We start from the raw sequence: 19,404 nt of genomic DNA on the forward strand, positions 1-19,404 counted from the left end.
CCAAAATAATAACGTAAAAACCTATAAATATAAGATTTCAATCCTGTATATAATATTATGAAAATAGGTAAATAACAACATAACTATCAAAAATCAACACTAAAAAAGCCCTTAGAAGTTTCCTTCTAAAGACCTTTGATTGATAGATTAAGCAAAGACAGAGAAGAATGGTGCACCAAGCTTAGTATCCATTGCATCTCTACTCTGAACACCATGAATGTAATCCAATGAATACCATCCATTGTTATTGGCGTTAAATGGATCACGAACATAAGTTTTACCATTATCATAGCCATGAAGCACGATTTCATGCGTGTAAGGATAATTGATAAATTGGCTTGCTCCTACTGCTGCCAGAACATGTTGGCCTGACATCAAAGCTGAAGCAATGTTAGCAATGCTTGAAAGCACGTTGCTATTGAGACCCCAATTTTTACTTGCTAATACAATACCATCCGCGTCTGTACCAGCAACTGATGTTTTATTGAATGAATTTGTATTGTAGTACAAATAATCCGCAACTGTCGTTGGTGCAATTACAGTTCCCAAGATATCTGTAAAGGTCATGGCAAGTGATGTTGGAACACAGCCTGACTGATCCATATTGCTGACACCATACCACTTAGAAGCCCAACGAGGATCACGTTGAGAATAATAAGTCGTCTGAGGCTCAACACGACGATTACGTGGAGCAAGAGCTGTCTCACCAAGGTTGAATCCGTCTACAGTATTGTCTACATAGTCTACATAAACATGAGTCGTATAGTTACCAATGAGATTCTTATGATTAACAGTCGATACATTGATTTCAGTATGTGTTCCAGTAGGTGCCGTATTGTACCAAGAAAGGTTTCCTTGGTTGCTTTCTGACCATACAGCTACACGGATATTCTTAATCTGACGTCCTTGTGGCGCTTGATCAACTACAACTGTAAAACTACCTGCTTCTGAGTTAACATTAGTGATATAGGTTTGCGTTTTAGTCTTAGCATTACGGAATTCAAGAGTTGTCGTTGTACCGCCAACACCAACTTGTGACCCATCATTTAAAATGTAGTACAAATGAACATTGTACAAGCCTGTTGAGTTTTTATGGTTAGTAGCTTGAACATTTACCGTATAAGTGCCATTAGCTTGACGTGTTGCTTCATACCAACGAATATCATCTTGTCCGTCTTTTTCAGACCAAATAGGTACTTGAACAGTACGAACACCTTTAGGACTATAAACATCACTGATAATGACATCAAAAGTTCCAGTGTCTTTATTATTATTAACTACTGAAATAGTACCGACTGGCTTATTATGTTTTACGTCTACAATTGTTTCAGTGACATAATGACGTTGGTTGGCATTATCTACGATATAAAGGTCAGCACGGTAATTTCCTAGGGAATTCTTATGCTCACTTGCCTTAATAGTAACACGGTAGCTACCATCAGATTGGCGACTAGCTTTGTGCCAAACCAGATCATCTTGTCCGTTAACCAAGCTCCATGATGGAACTAAGACTTCCTTAACCCCATTTGGTGCTACGATATTGCGAATAACAGCGTCAAAAGTACCTAAATCAGCATTATTATTTTCAATAAAGAGGCTTGCACTAGGACGAGTTTGAGAAACTTCTACCACTTTTTCAGTAAGGTAGAAACGTTTGTTAGAGTCATCTACAAGGTAGGCATCGGCACGGTATTTACCAGTTGAATTCTTATGATCCGTTGCTTTGATAGTCACTCGGTAAGAACCATCGGCTTGACGAGTTGCCTTATGCCAGATAAGGTCGTCTTGACCACCAGCTAAACTCCATGAAGGAACAAGAACTTCTTTCAAACCTGTAGGAGCAACAATGTTACGAACAACTGCATCAAAAGTGCCTGCTGCAGTATTGTTGTTTTCAATCGTAAGGACACCACTTGGTCGAGCATAATCAACAGCCACTACTTTTTCAGCAATATAATGGCGATTGTTAGAGTTATCCTCGATATAAGCATCGGCACGGTAATTTCCTTTAGTGCCCTTATGCTCACTTGCCTTAATGGTTACACGATAGCTGCCATCAGTTTGCTTAGTCGCCTTATGCCAAATAAGGTCGTCTTGGCCATTTTCAAGACTCCATGATGGCACCAAAACTTCTTTAACACCTAGTGGTGCTGAGATATTAGTGATAACGGCATCAAAAGTTCCAGCCTTAGCATTATTGTTTTCAATAGCAAAACTTGCTTTAGGTTTCAACTGCTCAGGTGTCTTACCAATGAAAACTTGAGTAGTTGTTCCACCAACACCCGTCAATTGACCATCTTTTTGAACATAATAAAGGTGGATATTATAAAGCCCTGTCGAGTTTTTATGAGCTGAAGCCTTAACGTTTACTGTATAAGTTCCATTATTTTGACGGTTAGCCGTATACCAGATAATGTCATCTTGACCATTAATTTCTGACCAAATTGGAACAGAGACCGTTTCAACACCATTTGGTGCTTTGACATTAGAGATGACTACATCAAAGCTACCAACAGTTGGATTATTGTTGACAATAGAAATGGTTCCACTCAAATTGCCTTGAGTTGCATCAACCTCAGCACTAGCATTAGCTGTGAAACGTCCTGTATAATCCACGCTGTGGTCGAAGACATGTTTACTTGGCAAGAGATTAGCCGTAGCTGAAAACTGCCATGCACCAGTTTTGGCATTATAGCGCATATTTTTGGCACTCGTTGCTGTAAGAGTTGATGATGGGTACTGTGCAACCCAGAAATTTTCAATCCCAAATTGAGAGGTTGAGACAGGTCCACGGTAGCCTAGATTATTCTCATCCAACCAGCTAGCACTTGTGTAGAACATCAAGTTGTTGTAGCCATGCTTATGCATTTCGTTAACCCATGCTTGAGTGTTACGGTTGATATTTGGAAGCATCTTAGAGTCTTCGAAATCATTAACCATAACAGTACTCTTTGGAAGGTTAAGGTTTTGTGCAGCTTGAATGTAGAAACGAGCCTCTGCACGTGCTTCTTCCTCTGTTGTGTATCGAGAAAAATGATAGGTAGATACTTGAAGACCGGCAATTTGAGCATTACGAACTTGTGATGGTGCTTTAGGGTTGTTGTACCAAGTATCCTCAGTCAACTTGACAACGACACCACCAACACCTTGGCGTGCAAGAGCACGATAGTCATCTACACTGATTTCACCATTATGGCTGCTGACATCGATAAAAGTCTTCGGTTGCACCTTAAGGGTTGGCGAAGGAACATCCGTAGAATTCGTTAATTTAGCAGGTGTTGCTACAGTGCTATTTGACATTTCTGAACTTGTCGCACTTGTAGAAGCAGTTCCACTGTCTGAACTTACTACAGAAGTCGCAACTGAATTTGATGTTGCAGTAACAGTAGAGTTAGCTACCGAAGTTGATGCCGTTGCCGTTGCAGCCTCGGAACTCTGTGAAGCAGGAGACGTAGATACCGCTGGAGCACTAGCTTTTGCCACTTCACTCGAAGCTGCGGGTGCTGAAACCGTTGAACTAGGAGTTACAGGTAAGGCTGCTTCTCCACCAAAAATCTCAGCCGCTGTTGCAGGTTGATACTGATTTCCTTCAGTAATAGAAGGCGTTTGTGTCGCCACTTCGTCTGCTTGAGCAACCTGAGTAGTTACAGCCAAGAGAACAGCCGCACTGGCATAGTATATAAAATCTTTCGTTCGCATTTAACTTTCCTTTTGCATTTGTAATACTTGAACCATTTTACCACAGAAAAACTCTCGTGGAAAGGTTATTATTAAAAAATTTCTAAATAAAATAGAAATATTATAAAATTATAAATAAACTTTCTCTTTTGATAGAAAACTCTTTAACTTATTATTCGTATGTTTCTACAAAACTATTGAAAATCCGTAACGATTTTTTCAAATAAATACAAATGAAAATGTATGAAAAAATTCCCGAACCTTTGTCCGAGAATTTAATTTATCCTTATTTACGCTTTGGTGGGTTATGGATTGCTTCTCCAAGTACGTCAGCAAAGGCTTCGTACATGTTTTCAGAGAAGGTTGGGTGACCGTGGATAGATTGCAAGAGCTCATCTACAGTCAATTCATTTTCCATAATTGTTGACGCTTCGTTAATCAATTCAGCTGCAGCCGGTCCAATGATATGAACACCAAGGATTTCATGGTACTTCGTATCTGCAACGACTTTAACAAAACCTTGAGCTTCGTTTGAAGCAATAGCACGTCCATTACCAGCAAAGCTTGATTTACCAATGAGGACATCACCATATTTAGCGCGTGCATCTTCTTCAGTAAGACCACACATTGCGACTTCTGGGTGTGTGTAAACAGCTGCAGGTGTGTAGTCAAGGTGAGCCTTACGAACGTTACCATGCATAGCATTTTCAGCTGCAACTTCACCCATACGGTAAGCAGCGTGAGCAAGCATCTTAGTTCCGTTTACATCACCCGGTGCATAGATACCAGGGATTGATGTTTCTTGATAAGCATTCACTTTGATACGACCACGGTCTAATTCAAGGTTAAGATTTTCAAGACCATCCAACTGAGGAACACGACCGATTGAAAGAAGGGCGCGATCAGCTACAATCTCTTCACCATTATTGAGTTTAAGGGTCAATTGGTTGTTAGCTTCTACAATCTCAGAAACTCCGACAGATGTCATGATCTTCATACCCTTCTTAGCAAGGATTTTTTGAAGTTCAAGTGACACTTCTTTATCCATAGCAGGAATAATGCGGTCAGCCATCTCAACAACAGTTACTTCTACACCGTATGAAGCATAAACAAGACCAAGTTCGATACCAACGACACCACCACCCATAACAGCAAGTGATTTAGGTAATTCACGCAAGTCAAGGATATCATCTGATGTCATCACAAGTTGTGACTCAATTCCAGGGATATTGATACGTGAAACTTTTGATCCAGTCGCAAGGATAATATTACGTCCCTTGATTGTTTCTGAACCAATAGTAACTGTCTTATCTGGGTTTACTTGACCAAGACCATTGAAAATAGTAACCTTGTTAGCCTTCAAAAGACCTTGAACACCACCAGTAAGTGTCTTAACAACAGAGTTCTTAAAGTCAACAGTCTTATCCATATCGATAGTGTAGTTTGTTGACGCTAGGTTGATACCACGACCTGCAGCAATCTTAAGCCCATCAAGGATTTCTGCATTTTTAAGGTAGGTCTTAGTTGGAATACATCCTTTATTCAAACATGTTCCACCAAATTCAGATTTTTCAATGATAGCAACCTTACCACCAAGTTGTGCCCCACGAATGGCAGAATAGTAACCAGCAGGACCACCACCGACAACAATAATATCGTACTCATTATCAGCAAGTGGTGCTTTTTCTGCAGTAGCTGCTGGAGCAGCTGGGGCAGGAGCTTTAGGAACTTCAAGACCAGCAGATTCTAATTGAGCAGTTGCTTCTGCAACAGGTGCACTGGCTGCATTATCAGCCACAACTTCGCCCTCTGCTCCAATATAACCAATAACCTCAGTAACTGGTACAGTTTCACCAGCCTGACGGGTAATCTTCAATAGAACACCAGAATCTTCTGCTTCAAGTTCCATGTTCGTTTTATCTGACATGATTTCAAGAAGGATATCCCCCTCATTAACCACATCACCCTCTTGTTTCTTCCACTCGATGATTTCACCTTCCTGCATGTCCACACCAAGCTTAGGCATAATAATCTCAAAAGCCATTTATAAGATACCAAGAGCGACCAGAAAGCGACTGAAAATTAGGCGTCCGACACGTCAGCCTGCTGACGTAGACGGACGGTCTATTTTCCAAGCTTTCCGCTCGGGTTCAGTTACACCCTCTGGTTCGCCCTCTCCTTTCTATTTAAAACTTCAGTTTTCAGATATTTTTTTACTTAAATTAACAATTCCATTGGATTTTCAATCAAATGTTTTAAATCAACCATGAATTTGGCACCATTCATACCATCTACAATACGGTGGTCAATAGTCAAGCATAGACCCATGATTGGACGTACGACAACTTCACCATCAATAACAACCGGTGTCTGAATAGTTGCTGAAACACCAAGGATGGCTGAGTTTGGTTGATTAATGATTGGATTGAATGACTTGGTTCCGAACATTCCCAAGTTAGTGATAGAGAAAGTAGAACCTGACATTTCTGCCGCCTTCAATTTACCAGCCTGAGCTTTCTTGATGACATCCTTAGAGGCCACCACAAAGTCAGACAAACTCATCTTATCTGCACCATGAACGACCGGTACAATCAAGCCATCATCGAGACCAACGGCAATACCGAGATTAACAAATTTGTGTAATTCGATATTTTGCGCATCATCAATCAAGGATGCATTGAGGTAACGGTGTTCCTCTTTCATAAGGGTACGCACAACTGCCAAACCAATCAAATCAGTGAAGGTTACCTTCATGCCAGTCTTATTCATGATTGGATCAAGGACTTGCTTACGAAGAGCCATAAGGTTAGTCATGTCTACGTCATAGTTAAGGGTGAAGGTTGGCGCAGTTAAGTAAGAATGCGTCATTCCCTTAGAGATAGCCTTACGCATAGCAGACATTGGGATAACTTCCACACCTTCTGGCAAGACTTTTTCTGGCTTAGCTTCAATCACAGGTGCAGCTGCAGCTTCCTTAACTTGAGCTGAGGCACTGATTGCAAGGACATCTTCCTTGGTAATCTTACCACCAAAGCCTGTTCCAGATACGGTAGCTAAATCAATACCAAGGTCCGCTGCAATCTTACGTGCCAACGGAGTTGCCTTAGGTTGAGCACCCTTAAAGTTCTCAACGTCATCAGCATGAACACGACCTTTTGCTCCAGTTCCTGGAACTTGAGCGAGGTCAATCCCCAACTCACGCGCTACTTTACGTGCTTTAGGTGTTGCACGTACTTTGCCACCTTCGTGTACGACAGGGGCTTGGGCTTGTGCTGCCACTACAGGTGCTTCCACAGTAGCAACTTCTTCAACTTGCGGAGCAGCTTCTGCAGCCGGTGCGGTCGCAGCATTATCGCCCACAACTTCACCTTCTGCTCCAATATAACCGATAACCTCAGTAACTGGAACTGTTTCACCAGCTTGACGGGTAATCTTCAAAAGAACACCAGAATCTTCTGCTTCAAGTTCCATGTTCGTTTTATCTGACATGATTTCAAGAAGGATATCCCCCTCATTAACCACATCACCCTCTTGTTTCTTCCACTCGATGATTTCACCTTCCTGCATGTCCACACCAAGTTTAGGCATAATAATCTCAAAAGCCATATTTTATGATACTAAGAACGCTAAAATGCGACAGAATTTTAGGAGTTTTACGTTAGTGTGCTTGCACACAAGTAAAACTATCTAAATTCCGAAGCATTTCGTTCGAGTTCAAATCAACTCAAACGCTTTAACGCCCTCTCCTTTCTACTTTAAATTATATTTTCCGATACTCTCACAGTTAAAACAAGAAACAGATTTTACTAGCGAGACATATCACTTAACCGTCGCTAGAAAGTTAGTTTCCTTTATTGGCCATCTTGATAATAGCAGCCTTAATCTTTTCAACATCTGGAAGAACTGCTTGTTCCAAGACACGCGCATAAGGTACAGGCACATCTTCACTTGCCAAACGTACAATTGGGTGGTCAAGGTAATCAAATGCTTCACTTTCAGTAACCATAGCAGCAATCTCACCGATGAATCCACCAGTCTTATATGCATCATTGACCAACATCAGTTTACCAGTCTTCTTAACTGACTCGAAAATCAATTCCTTATCAAGTGGGATAAGCGTACGTGGGTCAACGACCTCAACGTTAATACCTTGTTCAGCCACTTCTTCAGCAGCCTTAAGAACACGTTCCAACATACGACCATATGTGACAATAGTAAGGTCTGTCCCTTCACGCTTGATTTCACCTTTTCCAAGTGGAATGTAGAAATCAGGATCTTGAGTCACTTCCTCTTTCTTACCGTAAAGTGCTTTTGGTTCCATGAAGATAACAATGTTATTGTCCTGAATAGCAGATTTCAAAAGACCTTTAGCGTCGTTTGCATTACCTGGAGCAACCACTTTAATCCCTGGAATGTGAGTCAACCATGACTCGAGAGATTGTGAGTGCTGTGCCGCAGAACCAATCCCTGAACCAGAAGCTACACGGAAGGTTACAGGAGTCTTCAAACCACCACCAAACATGTAGTTGTTTTTTGCACCATTATTAACGATAGCATCAAGGGCAATCGTGATGAAGTCCATGAAAGTCAAGTCAACGATTGGACGAAGACCTGTGATGGCAGAGCCAACAGCTGCACCAGCGATAGCTGCCTCTGAAATTGGTGTATCTTTAACACGTTTTTCACCAAACTCTGCCAACATCCCAACTGATGTACCGAAGTCACCACCATAGATACCAACATCTTCACCCATAAGGAAGATGTTTTCGTCTTTACGCATTTCCTCGCTCATAGCAAGGTTTACTGCCTCACGCAAGGCCATCAATTTTGTTTCACTCATACTTGTATTCCTCAACCTTTCTCTTTAGTCTACCCATACATCTTCAAAGGCAACTGAAAGTTCTGGATCTGGGCTATTTTGGGCGAACTCATAAGCTGCATCAACCTCAGCCTTGACTTGGCTTTGGATAGCATCTAACTCTTCAGCGCTTGCGATATTTTCAGAAACGAGATAGTCACGGTATTTAATAATTGGGTCGTTATTGTTCTTCCACTCGTCAACTTCTTCCTTAGTACGGTAAACACCTGCATCAGCAGTTGAGTGACCAAACCAACGGTAAGATTCTACCTCAACGATCGCGGGACCGTTGCCACCACGGACATGCTCAACAGCCTTGCCCATTGTTTCGTATACAGCCAAAACATCGTTACCATCTTCACAGTAGAAACCAGGAATACCATAAGCTTCCGCACGTGTATAAAGGTGAGGTGTATTTGTAGCTTTATGGATATCCATTGAGATACCATAACGGTTATTGATGATAAAGAAGACAACAGGTAATTTCCAAGTAGCTGCCATATTGACTGACTCATGGAATGAACCTTCGTTAGTTGCACCATCTCCTGAAAAGGCCACAACAATGTTTCCTGTTTCTTTGTATTGCTGAGTGAGAGCCGCACCTACTGCAAGAGCATAACCACCACCAACAATACCGTTAGTTCCGTAGTTACCTTTTTCAAAGTCAGCCAAGTGCATAGAACCACCACGGCCCTTAGAAACACCTGTCGCCTTACCTGCAAGCTCCGCCATCATTTTATTCAAATCCATGTCTTGGGCAATAGATTGTCCGTGACCACGGTGATTTGAAAAGAAGATATCGTCATAGCTCAAGTGTTGAACAGCCCCAACGTTGGCTGCTTCCTCACCAACTGAAAAGTGAGTCATTCCTTGAACAAAACCACGACGAACCAATTTATTAATACGTGAATCAAATTCACGAATACGTTCCATTTTAGTGAACATCTCAAGATGTGTCTCTTTAGAAAGTTTTACCATATCGATCTCCTCTATCGAAATTTTTCTATACATCTAGGATAGGTTAAAAAAACTTAATGAGCAAGAAATATGCTTGAAAAATGAAAAGCCTTACATCCTTATCACTTATAGTCAATTCGTATGCTCTTTTTGTTTGCGATATGGTATAATGGTATGATTATATAGATTTTACCCGAATAGGAGAATATTTGATATTGAGTGATGTCATAATTCACGGGCTTACGGCATGTATAGCTTTTATTTTACAAATTATTATCTTCAAGGTGACCACGCAAAGGCCGCTTAGATACTGGATTATTATTTTAGCTGGTATAGCAATTTTTGCCTCTAGTTATTTTGGCATGTTTTATCCAAAATCCGGTTTTATTGCACTTGTACTCTTTCTAGCTGCCAAATCCTACAAAAATCTAAGACATACCATTTTGGAGACTTTCTTCATACCTTTCACCTTTGCCTTAATGGTAAGATTGGTCATTTTCCTGATTATTCCAATTTTTTTCCCTGCAGTCTTGGATTATTATTTTGCTGGTCCCTTTATTCTCTTTCTTGCTTTTTTACTTTGGTTTGCACAAAGTGCCCTTCTTCAGGTGGACTACTCTCGAATGATGCAAATTGATAAAGCAAGACCATGGTACAGGTCAACGTCTGTCGCTCTTTGTAGCTTAGCCTTTATTTACTTTGCTTCTGAACTCGTTTCAACAGACATTCACTTTACCATTGCCTTTCTTATCATTACGGCTCTGATTCTATCTAAGCAGGTTAATCTCTATAGAAAAGACCTCAATGCTCAAACACAAGCAGCCCAAGAGGAACATTCTCTCCTTCTTCAAAAATCAAGTCAGAACATCAATACCTGGTACCAGAAAAAGACTAGCCAAGAGCTCTTCATCAAAGACGAAGCTGAAAACCTCTACGATATCATCCGTTTTCAACAAAATGAGGAAGCTCATGAGTTAATTGACTACTTGCTGACACCGAATCCGCTAGATAAGAAGATTGATCATTTTTATCGAGACAAACTAGAAAATATTAAACTGCCAGATTTACAGGTACTCTTTGAAGCTAAATTTCTAAAGGCAAAAGAACTGGATGTTTGGGTTAGTATGGAGGTCCCAGAACCTATTACCGTCTATCCTATTTATCCTTTAGACTGGGTATATGTCCTATCAACTATCTTGGATCATGTCATTGACCAAGCACAAGATAGTGAACAGAAATACCTTAGCTATGCTTATTTTAAGGATGAGGATAGTCAACACTTTGTCGTTGAAAGTTCAAGCACTAAAGAAGATTCAGCTATTACATCTGATTTCTCTGATCCTGAACTAAAACGCGTCAATACTATTCTATCTACTTATTCAAACGTTAACATTGTTTCAAATACACGTGCTGGGATTTATCGCTTACAAATTGAAATTGACATGACTAAAGGAGGTTACAATGATTACTAATATTATCAATCCTCTCTTACAGGCCGTTAGTTTCATTTCTATTTGGTACCTCTACCAGACTATGTCTAAGATTAAGCCACTACGAGGACACCTTTTACTTCTATTTTTGTCCTATGTAGCTGCAGCGTCCTATTTTAGTCTCGTAAAAATCGTTGTGGACCCGCTTTTCTTCCTTGTTGCCGATTTGGCCCTTGTCAAAGAGCGTTCTTTCTATCATCGATTGCTTTACGCTTTTTATCCAACTATCCTTTTTGATATGGCAACACGACTACTTTCAATTGTCATTATCCCTCACGTCTTACATATCAAAGGTGATGTTACCCTCAACACTAACTTACATATCTTGACCTACATCTTAGCACCATTAATCATTTACCTAATGCTTAAAATCTTCGCTGTAGACCTAAATCAGATGAGTAGTCTTGACGAAGCTTGGGCTAGACGTAACTGGTTGCGAAGCACTGCCTTCCTAGCTGTCTATTATGTCTTCTTTACTGTTATCCATGGTCTTAACAGTATTCTTCCAACAGCAAATGACCCTAAAAATTTATTTGAAATAGTTTTCAAGGTCAGTCCTAATAGTTCTGTTATCTTAGTTCTCTATATTGCCCTACTACTATGGGATTTTTACAATTGGAACCAGGCTGTCCACCAACAATCTATCGATAGACTGAACAAAGAACGTCATAAATTGTTGGGTACTATGACTAACTATAGCAAATCCTTTATCCAGATTATTATGCAAAAGCAAACGTCCTTCGACTTATTCAAGAAAAATCTCAAGGAGGTTTCTCTTGCCTTGGAAAATGAAGATACTGCCAAAGCTACTAGTCTACTTGAGATTTATAAAACGGACAATGCTAGCATTGGTAATCCAGAGACTCAAGAAAACTTAGATAGGCTTAGCAATCCAATAATATCTAGTTTCCTCTCTAACCGCATTTTAGAAATGCGAGCTGCTCATATTGATATTGCTATAAACATCAGTCCTCAGTTTGGTGAGATTCCTTTATCTGACCTCGATTTATATCAACTGCTCCAAGCTTCGGAAAGAGCGATATTTAAACTACTTCGTCCTGATGTCAAGGTCAATAGTAGTTACCTTCAACTAGATCACTCACAACTCCTTGTTGTTGAATTACCAGTTTTGGCTGATAAGGTTAGCAAAGATAAAGAACTGAATGATTTAGTAAAGAGTTTGCCAAATGTTGACTATCGTATCGGTTTACATGCAGGTTATCTGACTCAAATTATTGAAATCTTTGAACCTGGTTATTAAACGATAAGAAAAAGAGCCAATGGCTCTTTTTTTGCAACCTCATATATCTTCTTACTAAAATATCTTGAAATGAGAGGAGGTAAACCAGATAATCCTCGTGCTAAACAAGGACACCCAGTTTACAAACCTGAGTGACGTTTTCTGCTAATATTCTACGATGGATAGGTGGGGTTTAGAAGGCACCGCCGCCACCGCCTCCTCCGCCCCCAGAGAAGCCACCGCCACTAAAGCCTCCACTACCACTACTTGAGTTAATAGAGAAGTTACTTACGGTATCTGAAGCAGAAACATAGTTTTGCAATGCAGTTGAATTGTATAGCATTGCAAAAGATACAGGTGAATAAGTAAAAGCGTCTAAAGATGGATTGCTAAGGTGAATGTTGTAACGTTTCAGAACATCACTGACTTTCTTGGCCTCTCCATAAAGTGTCGCATAAACTAGAATACGATTCCATAAAACAATGGATTGTAATTCCGCTTGATTAAACTGCCCAATACTCTTAATCATGTTGTTAAAACTATGCCATTGATAATAAATATCTGAGTTTTCTGGAACAAGGCATCCGTTTGCCCGCCCATTGATTTGAAAACGATAAATAAGATGCATGGTAATAACTGGGAAGAAAAAGAGTAAATATAACAAGGATAAATTAGAGGAGAAACCAATTGAGAGAAGGAAGAAACCAATCGCAATAAGTATGTAGAGGAATACAAATATGTTGTTCGCCACTGAAGATAAATGAGTTTCTGAAGAAGTAAGTTGCCTATATAGGCTTGGTAGTCCGAGTTGCTTTTCTTGCCTTTCGACACCTTCGGTAACCCTTGTAGCATCTTCTAAAAACAGACTTCTAATATTTCTACCTATAGAACGAAGCTTATCTCTTTCTGTCCTATTTTTAGCTTTTTTATACTGACTTTCAATTTCATCTTCGTTAATATAGTATCGTGAGAACATATCTTTCTCTTTGACTTGAGTTTGACCATCAAAAAGCATCTCAATAAAAGCTAATTCAAAATCAGCTAAACCATCCCTTTTAACAAATTCAAGAATTGGCTCTTCCGTTGATTGACTAAAGGATAAGTTTCCTCTATCTATAAGATCCAGTATCGTCGCTTGAACCATATGGTTAAAGGATATTGGGTAAGTCACACTATTCAGACCACTAATGTCAAATCGTTGGTTGTAGACGTTCTGAGCAAGAACAAGAGGAGCTAGATTTTGAGGAATGTCATAAAGTCTACTATCCTTTGGGAAACGTGGTGGTCTCGTGCTTCTCAAGACTGAACTATATAAAACGATTGCTATAACAAACAAGACGAGGAGAAGTCCTGGAAAAAGACCATAGAAAATGATGTGATAAATCTTTCTATTTCTCACAATATCATTTTCCTGTTTTAGGAATTTATCTTTAGCTGAACTATCGATGATATTAGTGGAATTTTTAGATTTTAGACTTGCTGTCATAGGCCAATAAGCATGAAGTTCGAGTTTTCCCTTTGCAGGAAAATTATCAAACTGAATATTATAGCCTTCATCCGTCCTTTGAACCTGAGGATTTTTTTGAAAGAATCCTGCATGAGCATAAAGCTCACCCTTATTGGAATCTAAACCATCAACAGTAAAATCAACATGACCAATTGACTTATCCCAATCGGAAATCGGAAACCAATTGAGGACAGCCACATCAGAATAGAGGTCTAACATGTGCTTGATTTGCCAAGTCACCTTAAGAACCACTTTATCATAAGCCCCAGGATTATAGACCTTTAGTTTGATACCGTCTTTGAGTTTTTCTGATTCCACACGTATCTGTCTTTTCGTAAAGACAGTTTCCACACCATTTTCTGTGGTTATTTTTTCAGCTTTATCAGAGACTGTGACAGTTGGATTTTCTTCAATATTAAAACCTTTTGGAAGTGGTTTTACACTGCCTAATGTCACGTACTGACCATTATAAGAACTTGAAAAATCATAAGTCACTTCTTGGGTAAAGGTCGCTCCGCCATCCTCGTGAATAGCCAAGTGTCCCTTATAACTTGGAATGCTATACGACACCTCATTATCGCTATCACTGGCTTTAGCGATGTCACAAGCTCCAATCGTTAGTATCATAGCTAAGACTAGTCCTAACCAAAGCAGTCCTTTTTTCATCAGTCACTCCTTACATATCAGTCAATCTTTAAATATCGAGATTGAAACATAAGCGTTTTACCTCTCTTCTCTTATGACTAGGCTTGATAGACAATTTCACCATCACAGATAGTGTATTTAACACTTCCAGTAAGCTCTTCGCCTACAAATGGTGAATTGGCTGCTTTAGACTTAAAGTCTGCTGTCACTTGACGTTTTTCCTTATCTGCAAAGATAACAAGGTCTGCTGGTCCATTTTCAACCAAATAACCGGCATCGAAACCATAAAGATCAGATGGGTTGCTAGTCATCACTTTCAAAAGTTCAGTCAAGCTTAAATGACCCGCCTCAACCAAGTAAGTCAAGCCAAGAGAGAGTGATGTTTCAAGTCCTGTCATTCCTGATGGTGCTTTAGTCACATCAGCCACATTCTTTTCATCTGCGTGGTGTGGCGCGTGGTCCGTAGCAATGACTGAGATTACTCCTGATTTTAAACCTTCAATAACGGCTTGACGGTCTGATTCCAAACGAAGTGGTGGGTTCATCTTGGCATTAGCACCTTTTGAAAGCAAAAGGTCTTCAGTCTTAGAGAAATGTTGGGGTGCTACTTCAGCAGTGACTTGTGCTCCAAGTTTTTGAGCAAACTCAACGACTTTTACAGATTCAGCTTTTGACAAGTGTTGAATATGAACATGGGCTTGTGTATCATAAGCAATCATGGCATCACGCGCAATCATACTGTACTCAGCTACGCCAGTTGCCCCACAAATATGAAATTCTTTTTTAGCAATATTTTCATTGAAACCGAGAATACCATTTAGATCAGGATCCTCCTCGTGAAGGCTGATGAAGGTATTATTCTCCTTAGCTAGCTCCATGGCTTTTTTGACAATACCAGCATTGGTCAATGGAATACCATCATCTGAGAATCCGACAGCACCGGCTTCAAGCAAACCCTTGAAATCAGTGAGGTTTTCACCATCAAAATTCTTAGTAATAGTCGCAACAGACTTAACATGGATATTTTCCTTAGATGCCGAAGTCAAGACCTCCTCCAAGGTTTCCTTATCTGAAATCGTTGGATTAGTGTTAGCCATCATTACAACTGTTGTAAAACCACCAGCAGCTGCTGCCAAGGCTCCAGTATGAATGTCTTCCTTATGAGTTTGACCTGGCTCACGGAAGTGAACATGGATATCCACCAAGCCAGGAGCAACCACAAGACCAGTCGCATCGATGACTTGAGCATCTCCATCTTCGATATTTTCAGCAATCTTAACAACTTTTTTACCATCAACAAGAACATCAGCTTGCGTATCCAAACCAGACTTAGGGTCTACAACACGACCATTTTTAATCAGTAACATAATCTTCCAACTTTCTATTTTACTTCAACCAATCAATTGGAGATTGGCCTTGAGATACAAGGTAGGCATTGGCTTTTGAAAATGGCTTGCTGCCAAAAAAACCACGATAGGCCGACAAGGGACTCGGATGGGCACTCTCAATAATGGCATGTTTAGAGTTAGTCACTAGTGCCTTCTTCTTACGAGCATAGCCACCCCAAAGTATAAAGACAACAGGAGTATCCTTTTGATTGAGAACCTTAATCACAGCATCTGTAAAAGGTTCCCAAACCTGACCAGCATGCCCATTTGCTTGACCTGCTGGAACTGTTAGACAGGCATTAAGCAAAAGCACCCCCTGCTCGGCCCATGACGTTAAATCATGAAAGGATCTAGGACCTAAATCTTCCTCTAATTCCTTGAGAATATTTTTCAAAGACGGGGGAGCTGGAAGGCTATCAGGTACCGAGAAGGAAAGTCCCTGTGCTTGATGAGGCCCATGATAAGGGTCCTGACCAAGGATTACCACCCGCACTTCTTCAAACGGAGTCTCCAACAAGGCATTAAAAACCTTGTCACGCGGCGGATAAACCGTCCCCTGGCTATAAACCTGGTCCATAAACTGATTTATCTTTGAAAAATAATGGTCAGGCAGTTCCTCTTTCAGAAGCTCGTGCCATGTCGAATGTTCCATAAAAACCTCTTTTTAGACTGTTTTACACCCTAAATTATACCATAATTTGTAGGGAATATTCGGAAAATACTGAAAAAGCACCATGATTACGAAGCATTTCCTATCAAGTTTTAAAAATACATTACTCCACAAGTTTAAAGGGCTTACAACCTTTAACTCGTTATAGTTTTATGCTATAATTTAAACTTGTATTTTAACAGAAAAGGTAACCCTATGACTACGTATGAAAATTTAAGAGCAGCCAGACGAGGTCCCATTGTCAGCATCGCTGCCTACCTTCTTCTTACCATTGCAAAACTTCTAGCTGGACACTTTTTAAATTCTAGCTCTTTGATTGCCGATGGTTTCAATAACTTGTCAGATATTTTAGGGAACGTGGCCCTACTCATTGGATTGCACCTAGCTAGTCAACCTGCTGATGCAGATCATAGGTTTGGTCATTGGAAGATTGAAGACTTATCAAGCCTAGTCACTTCCTTTATCATGTTCGTGGTGGGCTTCCAAGTCCTAATTCAAACAGTCCGAAAGATTTTTCTAAGAGAGGAAACTGTAGTCGATCCCCTTGGTGCAACCGTCGGAGTTCTTTCTGCTATCGTCATGTGTGGCGTTTACTTATACAATAAAGGACTTGCCAAAAAGCTGAAATCTAGCGCTTTGATTGCGGCTGCTAAGGATAATCTCTCCGATGCCGTAACTTCTATTGGAACGTCAATCGCCATTGTTGCAGCATCCTTCAACCTCACGATTATTGACTATATTACAGCTATTATCATTACCTCCTTCATTCTAAAGACAGCCTATGATATCTTCATGGAAGCAACCTTTAGTTTGTCAGACGGTTTCGATGAGAGAAACCTCAAATCCTATGAGAAAGCGATTCTTGAGATTCCAAAAGTCACTAAGGTTAAAAAGCAGCGTGGCCGTTCTTATGGTAGCAACGTCTATCTTGATATTGTGGTTGAAATGAATCCTGACCTCTCTGTTTACGAGAGTCATGCCATTACTGAACAAATTGAAGAGGTTCTCAGCAAGCGTTTCTCTGTCTATGACACTGACGTCCATGTAGAACCAGCTGCTATTCCCGAAGATGAAATTTATGGCAATGTCCTTCACAAACTCTCTCGCAATGAAAAGATTATTCTGTCAAAAATTCCTGACTATGAAAATCTCCTAGCACCAGACTTCTACTTAATCGATGAAAATGGTCACCACCACAATCGTGAAGAAGTCATTGCCAATCACCAACCACTTCTCAATAATTTTGACAGCTTCAAGATGACATCTGTTAGTCAAAAAACGAAATTAATTAGTTATGAGTTGGGAGGAAATTTCCACACTAGTATCTGGCGTCGAAATGAAACCTGGTTCATGATTTACCACCAAGTCACAAGGATAAAAGATGAAAAGTAACGAGCAAGCAAGCTCGTTTTTTTCTGCTTTCAAATAGATTTTGTGTAACATTCAATCGATTCTAAAAATTACATTAAAATACTAAATGTTAGGAAAACTCTAACTTTTATATGTTATAATGAAGATGTTTGTCACTACCGAATTTAGGGTTTTGACAGGCAAATGATATTAATAGATAAAAATAGGTTCTGGCAGCTACAGAACCCCATAGATATTAAAGGAGACACATTGTGAAAAAGAAAATTGTTGCCATCCTTTTAGCAGCTTGTCTAGCCCTAGCACCGAGTTTGTCTAGTGCAGACGAATTGATGGATATCACACGCGCTGCTGGTTATACTGAAGCCACTGAGGCCTATCGCCCAAAATCAACCCTCTTAATCGATGGAAATACCGGAGATGTCCTCTGGGAAGAAAATGCTGATGAGGTGCGTGACCCTGCTTCTATGTCTAAGGCCATGACACTTTATTTGGTCTTTGAAGCTATGTCTAAAGGAGAGATTTCTGAAGATACTGTTATCACAGCTACTCCAACCGACCAAGCTATTGCCGATATTTACGAAATTTCAAACAACAAGATTGTTGCGGGTGTTGATTATACCGTTTCAGAACTCATCACTATGACAGCGGTGCCTTCCTCTAACGTTACAACCGTGATGCTAGCCAACTACTTGACCAATAATGATCCTGATAAATGGCTAGACATGATGAATGAGAAATCTAAAGAGCTAGGGATGACCAATACCAAATGGTTCAACGCTTCTGGTGCCGTTGCTGTTGCCTTCAAAGGTTACTACAGTCCTCAACGTTATGATAACAACCAAACCAACCAAACTACTGCGCGTGATTTGGCTATCATGACCTATAACTTCATCAAGAAATACCCAGAAATTCTCAAGTACACTAGCAAACCTGTTGTCACAGTTAAAAAGGGAACACCTTACGAGGAAACCTTTGAAACCTACAACTACTCTATTCCAGGTGCCAAATACGGAATTGATGGGGTTGATGGGTTGAAGACAGGATCTAGCCCAGAAGGTGCTTTCAACTATATTGATACCATCAAGCGTGGTGATCAACGTATGATTGCTGTCATCATGGGTTCTGGTGATTGGTCTGACCAAACAGGTGAAGAGATTCGTCATACCTTTGGTAATGCTCTCGTTGAGAAGATGTACAAAGACTTCTCTTACAAGAAAGTTCTTAGCAAGGGTGAACAAGAAATCGACGGTAAAAAATATAATGTCGAAAAAGACGTCTATGCCACCGTTAAAAAAGGTAAAGAGCCTAAAATCTCTGTTAAAGATGATCACATTGTCATTGATAATGGTCTGAAGACAGTGTCACCTAATATCAAAGCTACTTCTGTTAAGGCAACTAAAGTTAAGGGATGGTTCGATTTTGGAAGTAACCAGAAAGATAAAAAGGCTACTAAAACAACAGATAAGAGCCAACTCCCAGTTTATTTCTGGTTGCTATGTCTTGTCCCAGTTGGACTCCTCTACTTGATTTACCTTAATGAAAAAGGACGTCGTCAAAAAGTTAAAGAACGTCGTCAAGCAAGACAAATGAATAACTAAAA

The 19,404-nt window shown here is 40.1% G+C and carries 12 protein-coding genes; 4 read left to right on the top strand and 8 right to left on the bottom strand.

Features of this window, described 5'->3' with window-relative positions; translation table 11 throughout:
* Positions 1-147: 147 nt before the first annotated feature.
* The 5 genes from PCY16_RS08115 to PCY16_RS08135 all read right to left on the bottom strand — a co-directional run bounded on the left by PCY16_RS08115 (position 148) and on the right by PCY16_RS08135 (position 9,514).
* Entirely contained in the window at positions 148-3,699 is a 3,552-nt protein-coding gene (locus tag PCY16_RS08115) for a GBS Bsp-like repeat-containing protein (protein WP_195414111.1), read from the bottom strand.
* A gap of 265 nt (positions 3,700-3,964) precedes the next feature.
* Positions 3,965-5,722: a dihydrolipoyl dehydrogenase gene (gene lpdA / locus PCY16_RS08120; RefSeq protein WP_037601193.1), complete on the bottom strand. Its 1,758-nt coding sequence runs from the start codon at positions 5,720-5,722 to the stop codon at positions 3,965-3,967.
* 173 nt (positions 5,723-5,895) lie between these two features.
* Positions 5,896-7,284, bottom strand: a complete 1,389-nt coding sequence (locus tag PCY16_RS08125; RefSeq protein WP_195414113.1) for a dihydrolipoamide acetyltransferase — start codon at positions 7,282-7,284, stop codon at positions 5,896-5,898.
* A gap of 235 nt (positions 7,285-7,519) precedes the next feature.
* Positions 7,520-8,518, bottom strand: coding sequence for an alpha-ketoacid dehydrogenase subunit beta (locus PCY16_RS08130; protein WP_013990622.1), 999 nt, complete (start codon positions 8,516-8,518; stop codon positions 7,520-7,522).
* A 24-nt stretch (positions 8,519-8,542) separates the two neighbouring features.
* Positions 8,543-9,514, bottom strand: a complete 972-nt coding sequence (locus PCY16_RS08135; protein ID WP_195414114.1) for a thiamine pyrophosphate-dependent dehydrogenase E1 component subunit alpha — start codon at positions 9,512-9,514, stop codon at positions 8,543-8,545.
* A gap of 341 nt (positions 9,515-9,855) precedes the next feature.
* On the opposite strand from PCY16_RS08135, the gene PCY16_RS08140 reads away from it, so the two are divergent.
* Positions 9,856-10,965 carry a hypothetical protein gene (locus PCY16_RS08140; RefSeq protein WP_229056681.1) on the top strand — a complete coding sequence of 370 codons (1,110 nt, stop codon included), beginning with the start codon at positions 9,856-9,858 and terminating at the stop codon, positions 10,963-10,965.
* Positions 10,955-12,244 (top strand): hypothetical protein, encoded by a 1,290-nt coding sequence (locus PCY16_RS08145; protein WP_195414116.1) that lies wholly within the window; start codon positions 10,955-10,957, stop codon positions 12,242-12,244. Before PCY16_RS08140 ends, PCY16_RS08145 begins: the two co-directional genes overlap by 11 nt.
* Before the next feature lie 172 nt (positions 12,245-12,416).
* Here PCY16_RS08145 and PCY16_RS08150 read toward each other — a convergent pair whose 3' ends face one another.
* From PCY16_RS08150 to PCY16_RS08160, 3 genes are all read right to left on the bottom strand, one after another.
* On the bottom strand, positions 12,417-14,396 hold the full coding sequence (locus PCY16_RS08150) for a DUF2207 domain-containing protein (protein ID WP_183137195.1): 1,980 nt from the start codon (positions 14,394-14,396) through the stop codon (positions 12,417-12,419).
* Positions 14,397-14,473: 77 nt separating this feature from the next.
* A complete protein-coding gene (locus tag PCY16_RS08155) occupies positions 14,474-15,742 on the bottom strand; it encodes a dihydroorotase (protein ID WP_183137194.1) in 1,269 nt (422 codons plus the stop codon).
* Between the two features lie 19 nt (positions 15,743-15,761).
* A complete protein-coding gene (locus tag PCY16_RS08160) occupies positions 15,762-16,415 on the bottom strand; it encodes a uracil-DNA glycosylase (RefSeq protein ID WP_183137193.1) in 654 nt (217 codons plus the stop codon).
* A gap of 213 nt (positions 16,416-16,628) precedes the next feature.
* On the opposite strand from PCY16_RS08160, the gene PCY16_RS08165 reads away from it, so the two are divergent.
* Together PCY16_RS08165 and PCY16_RS08170 are read left to right on the top strand one after the other, a co-directional pair.
* Positions 16,629-17,825, top strand: a complete 1,197-nt coding sequence (locus tag PCY16_RS08165; RefSeq protein WP_183137192.1) for a cation diffusion facilitator family transporter — start codon at positions 16,629-16,631, stop codon at positions 17,823-17,825.
* Positions 17,826-18,055: 230 nt separating this feature from the next.
* A complete protein-coding gene (locus PCY16_RS08170; RefSeq protein ID WP_183137191.1) occupies positions 18,056-19,402 on the top strand; it encodes a D-alanyl-D-alanine carboxypeptidase in 1,347 nt (448 codons plus the stop codon).
* Positions 19,403-19,404 lie beyond the last annotated feature (2 nt).

This window comes from Streptococcus sp. SS4 (assembly GCF_030440125.1).
GTDB lineage: Bacteria > Bacillota > Bacilli > Lactobacillales > Streptococcaceae > Streptococcus.

Coding starts and splice junctions, on each gene's coding strand:
- PCY16_RS08145 (WP_195414116.1), top strand. CDS start 10,955: ATGATTACTAATATTATCAATCCTCTCTTACAGGCCGTTAGTTTCATT.
- PCY16_RS08155 (WP_183137194.1), bottom strand. CDS start 15,742: ATGTTACTGATTAAAAATGGTCGTGTTGTAGACCCTAAGTCTGGTTTG.
- PCY16_RS08150 (WP_183137195.1), bottom strand. CDS start 14,396: ATGAAAAAAGGACTGCTTTGGTTAGGACTAGTCTTAGCTATGATACTA.
- PCY16_RS08140 (WP_229056681.1), top strand. CDS start 9,856: ATGTTTTATCCAAAATCCGGTTTTATTGCACTTGTACTCTTTCTAGCT.
- PCY16_RS08115 (WP_195414111.1), bottom strand. CDS start 3,699: ATGCGAACGAAAGATTTTATATACTATGCCAGTGCGGCTGTTCTCTTG.
- PCY16_RS08130 (WP_013990622.1), bottom strand. CDS start 8,518: ATGAGTGAAACAAAATTGATGGCCTTGCGTGAGGCAGTAAACCTTGCT.
- PCY16_RS08165 (WP_183137192.1), top strand. CDS start 16,629: ATGACTACGTATGAAAATTTAAGAGCAGCCAGACGAGGTCCCATTGTC.
- PCY16_RS08160 (WP_183137193.1), bottom strand. CDS start 16,415: ATGGAACATTCGACATGGCACGAGCTTCTGAAAGAGGAACTGCCTGAC.
- lpdA (WP_037601193.1), bottom strand. CDS start 5,722: ATGGCTTTTGAGATTATTATGCCTAAGCTTGGTGTGGACATGCAGGAA.
- PCY16_RS08135 (WP_195414114.1), bottom strand. CDS start 9,514: ATGGTAAAACTTTCTAAAGAGACACATCTTGAGATGTTCACTAAAATG.
- PCY16_RS08125 (WP_195414113.1), bottom strand. CDS start 7,284: ATGGCTTTTGAGATTATTATGCCTAAACTTGGTGTGGACATGCAGGAA.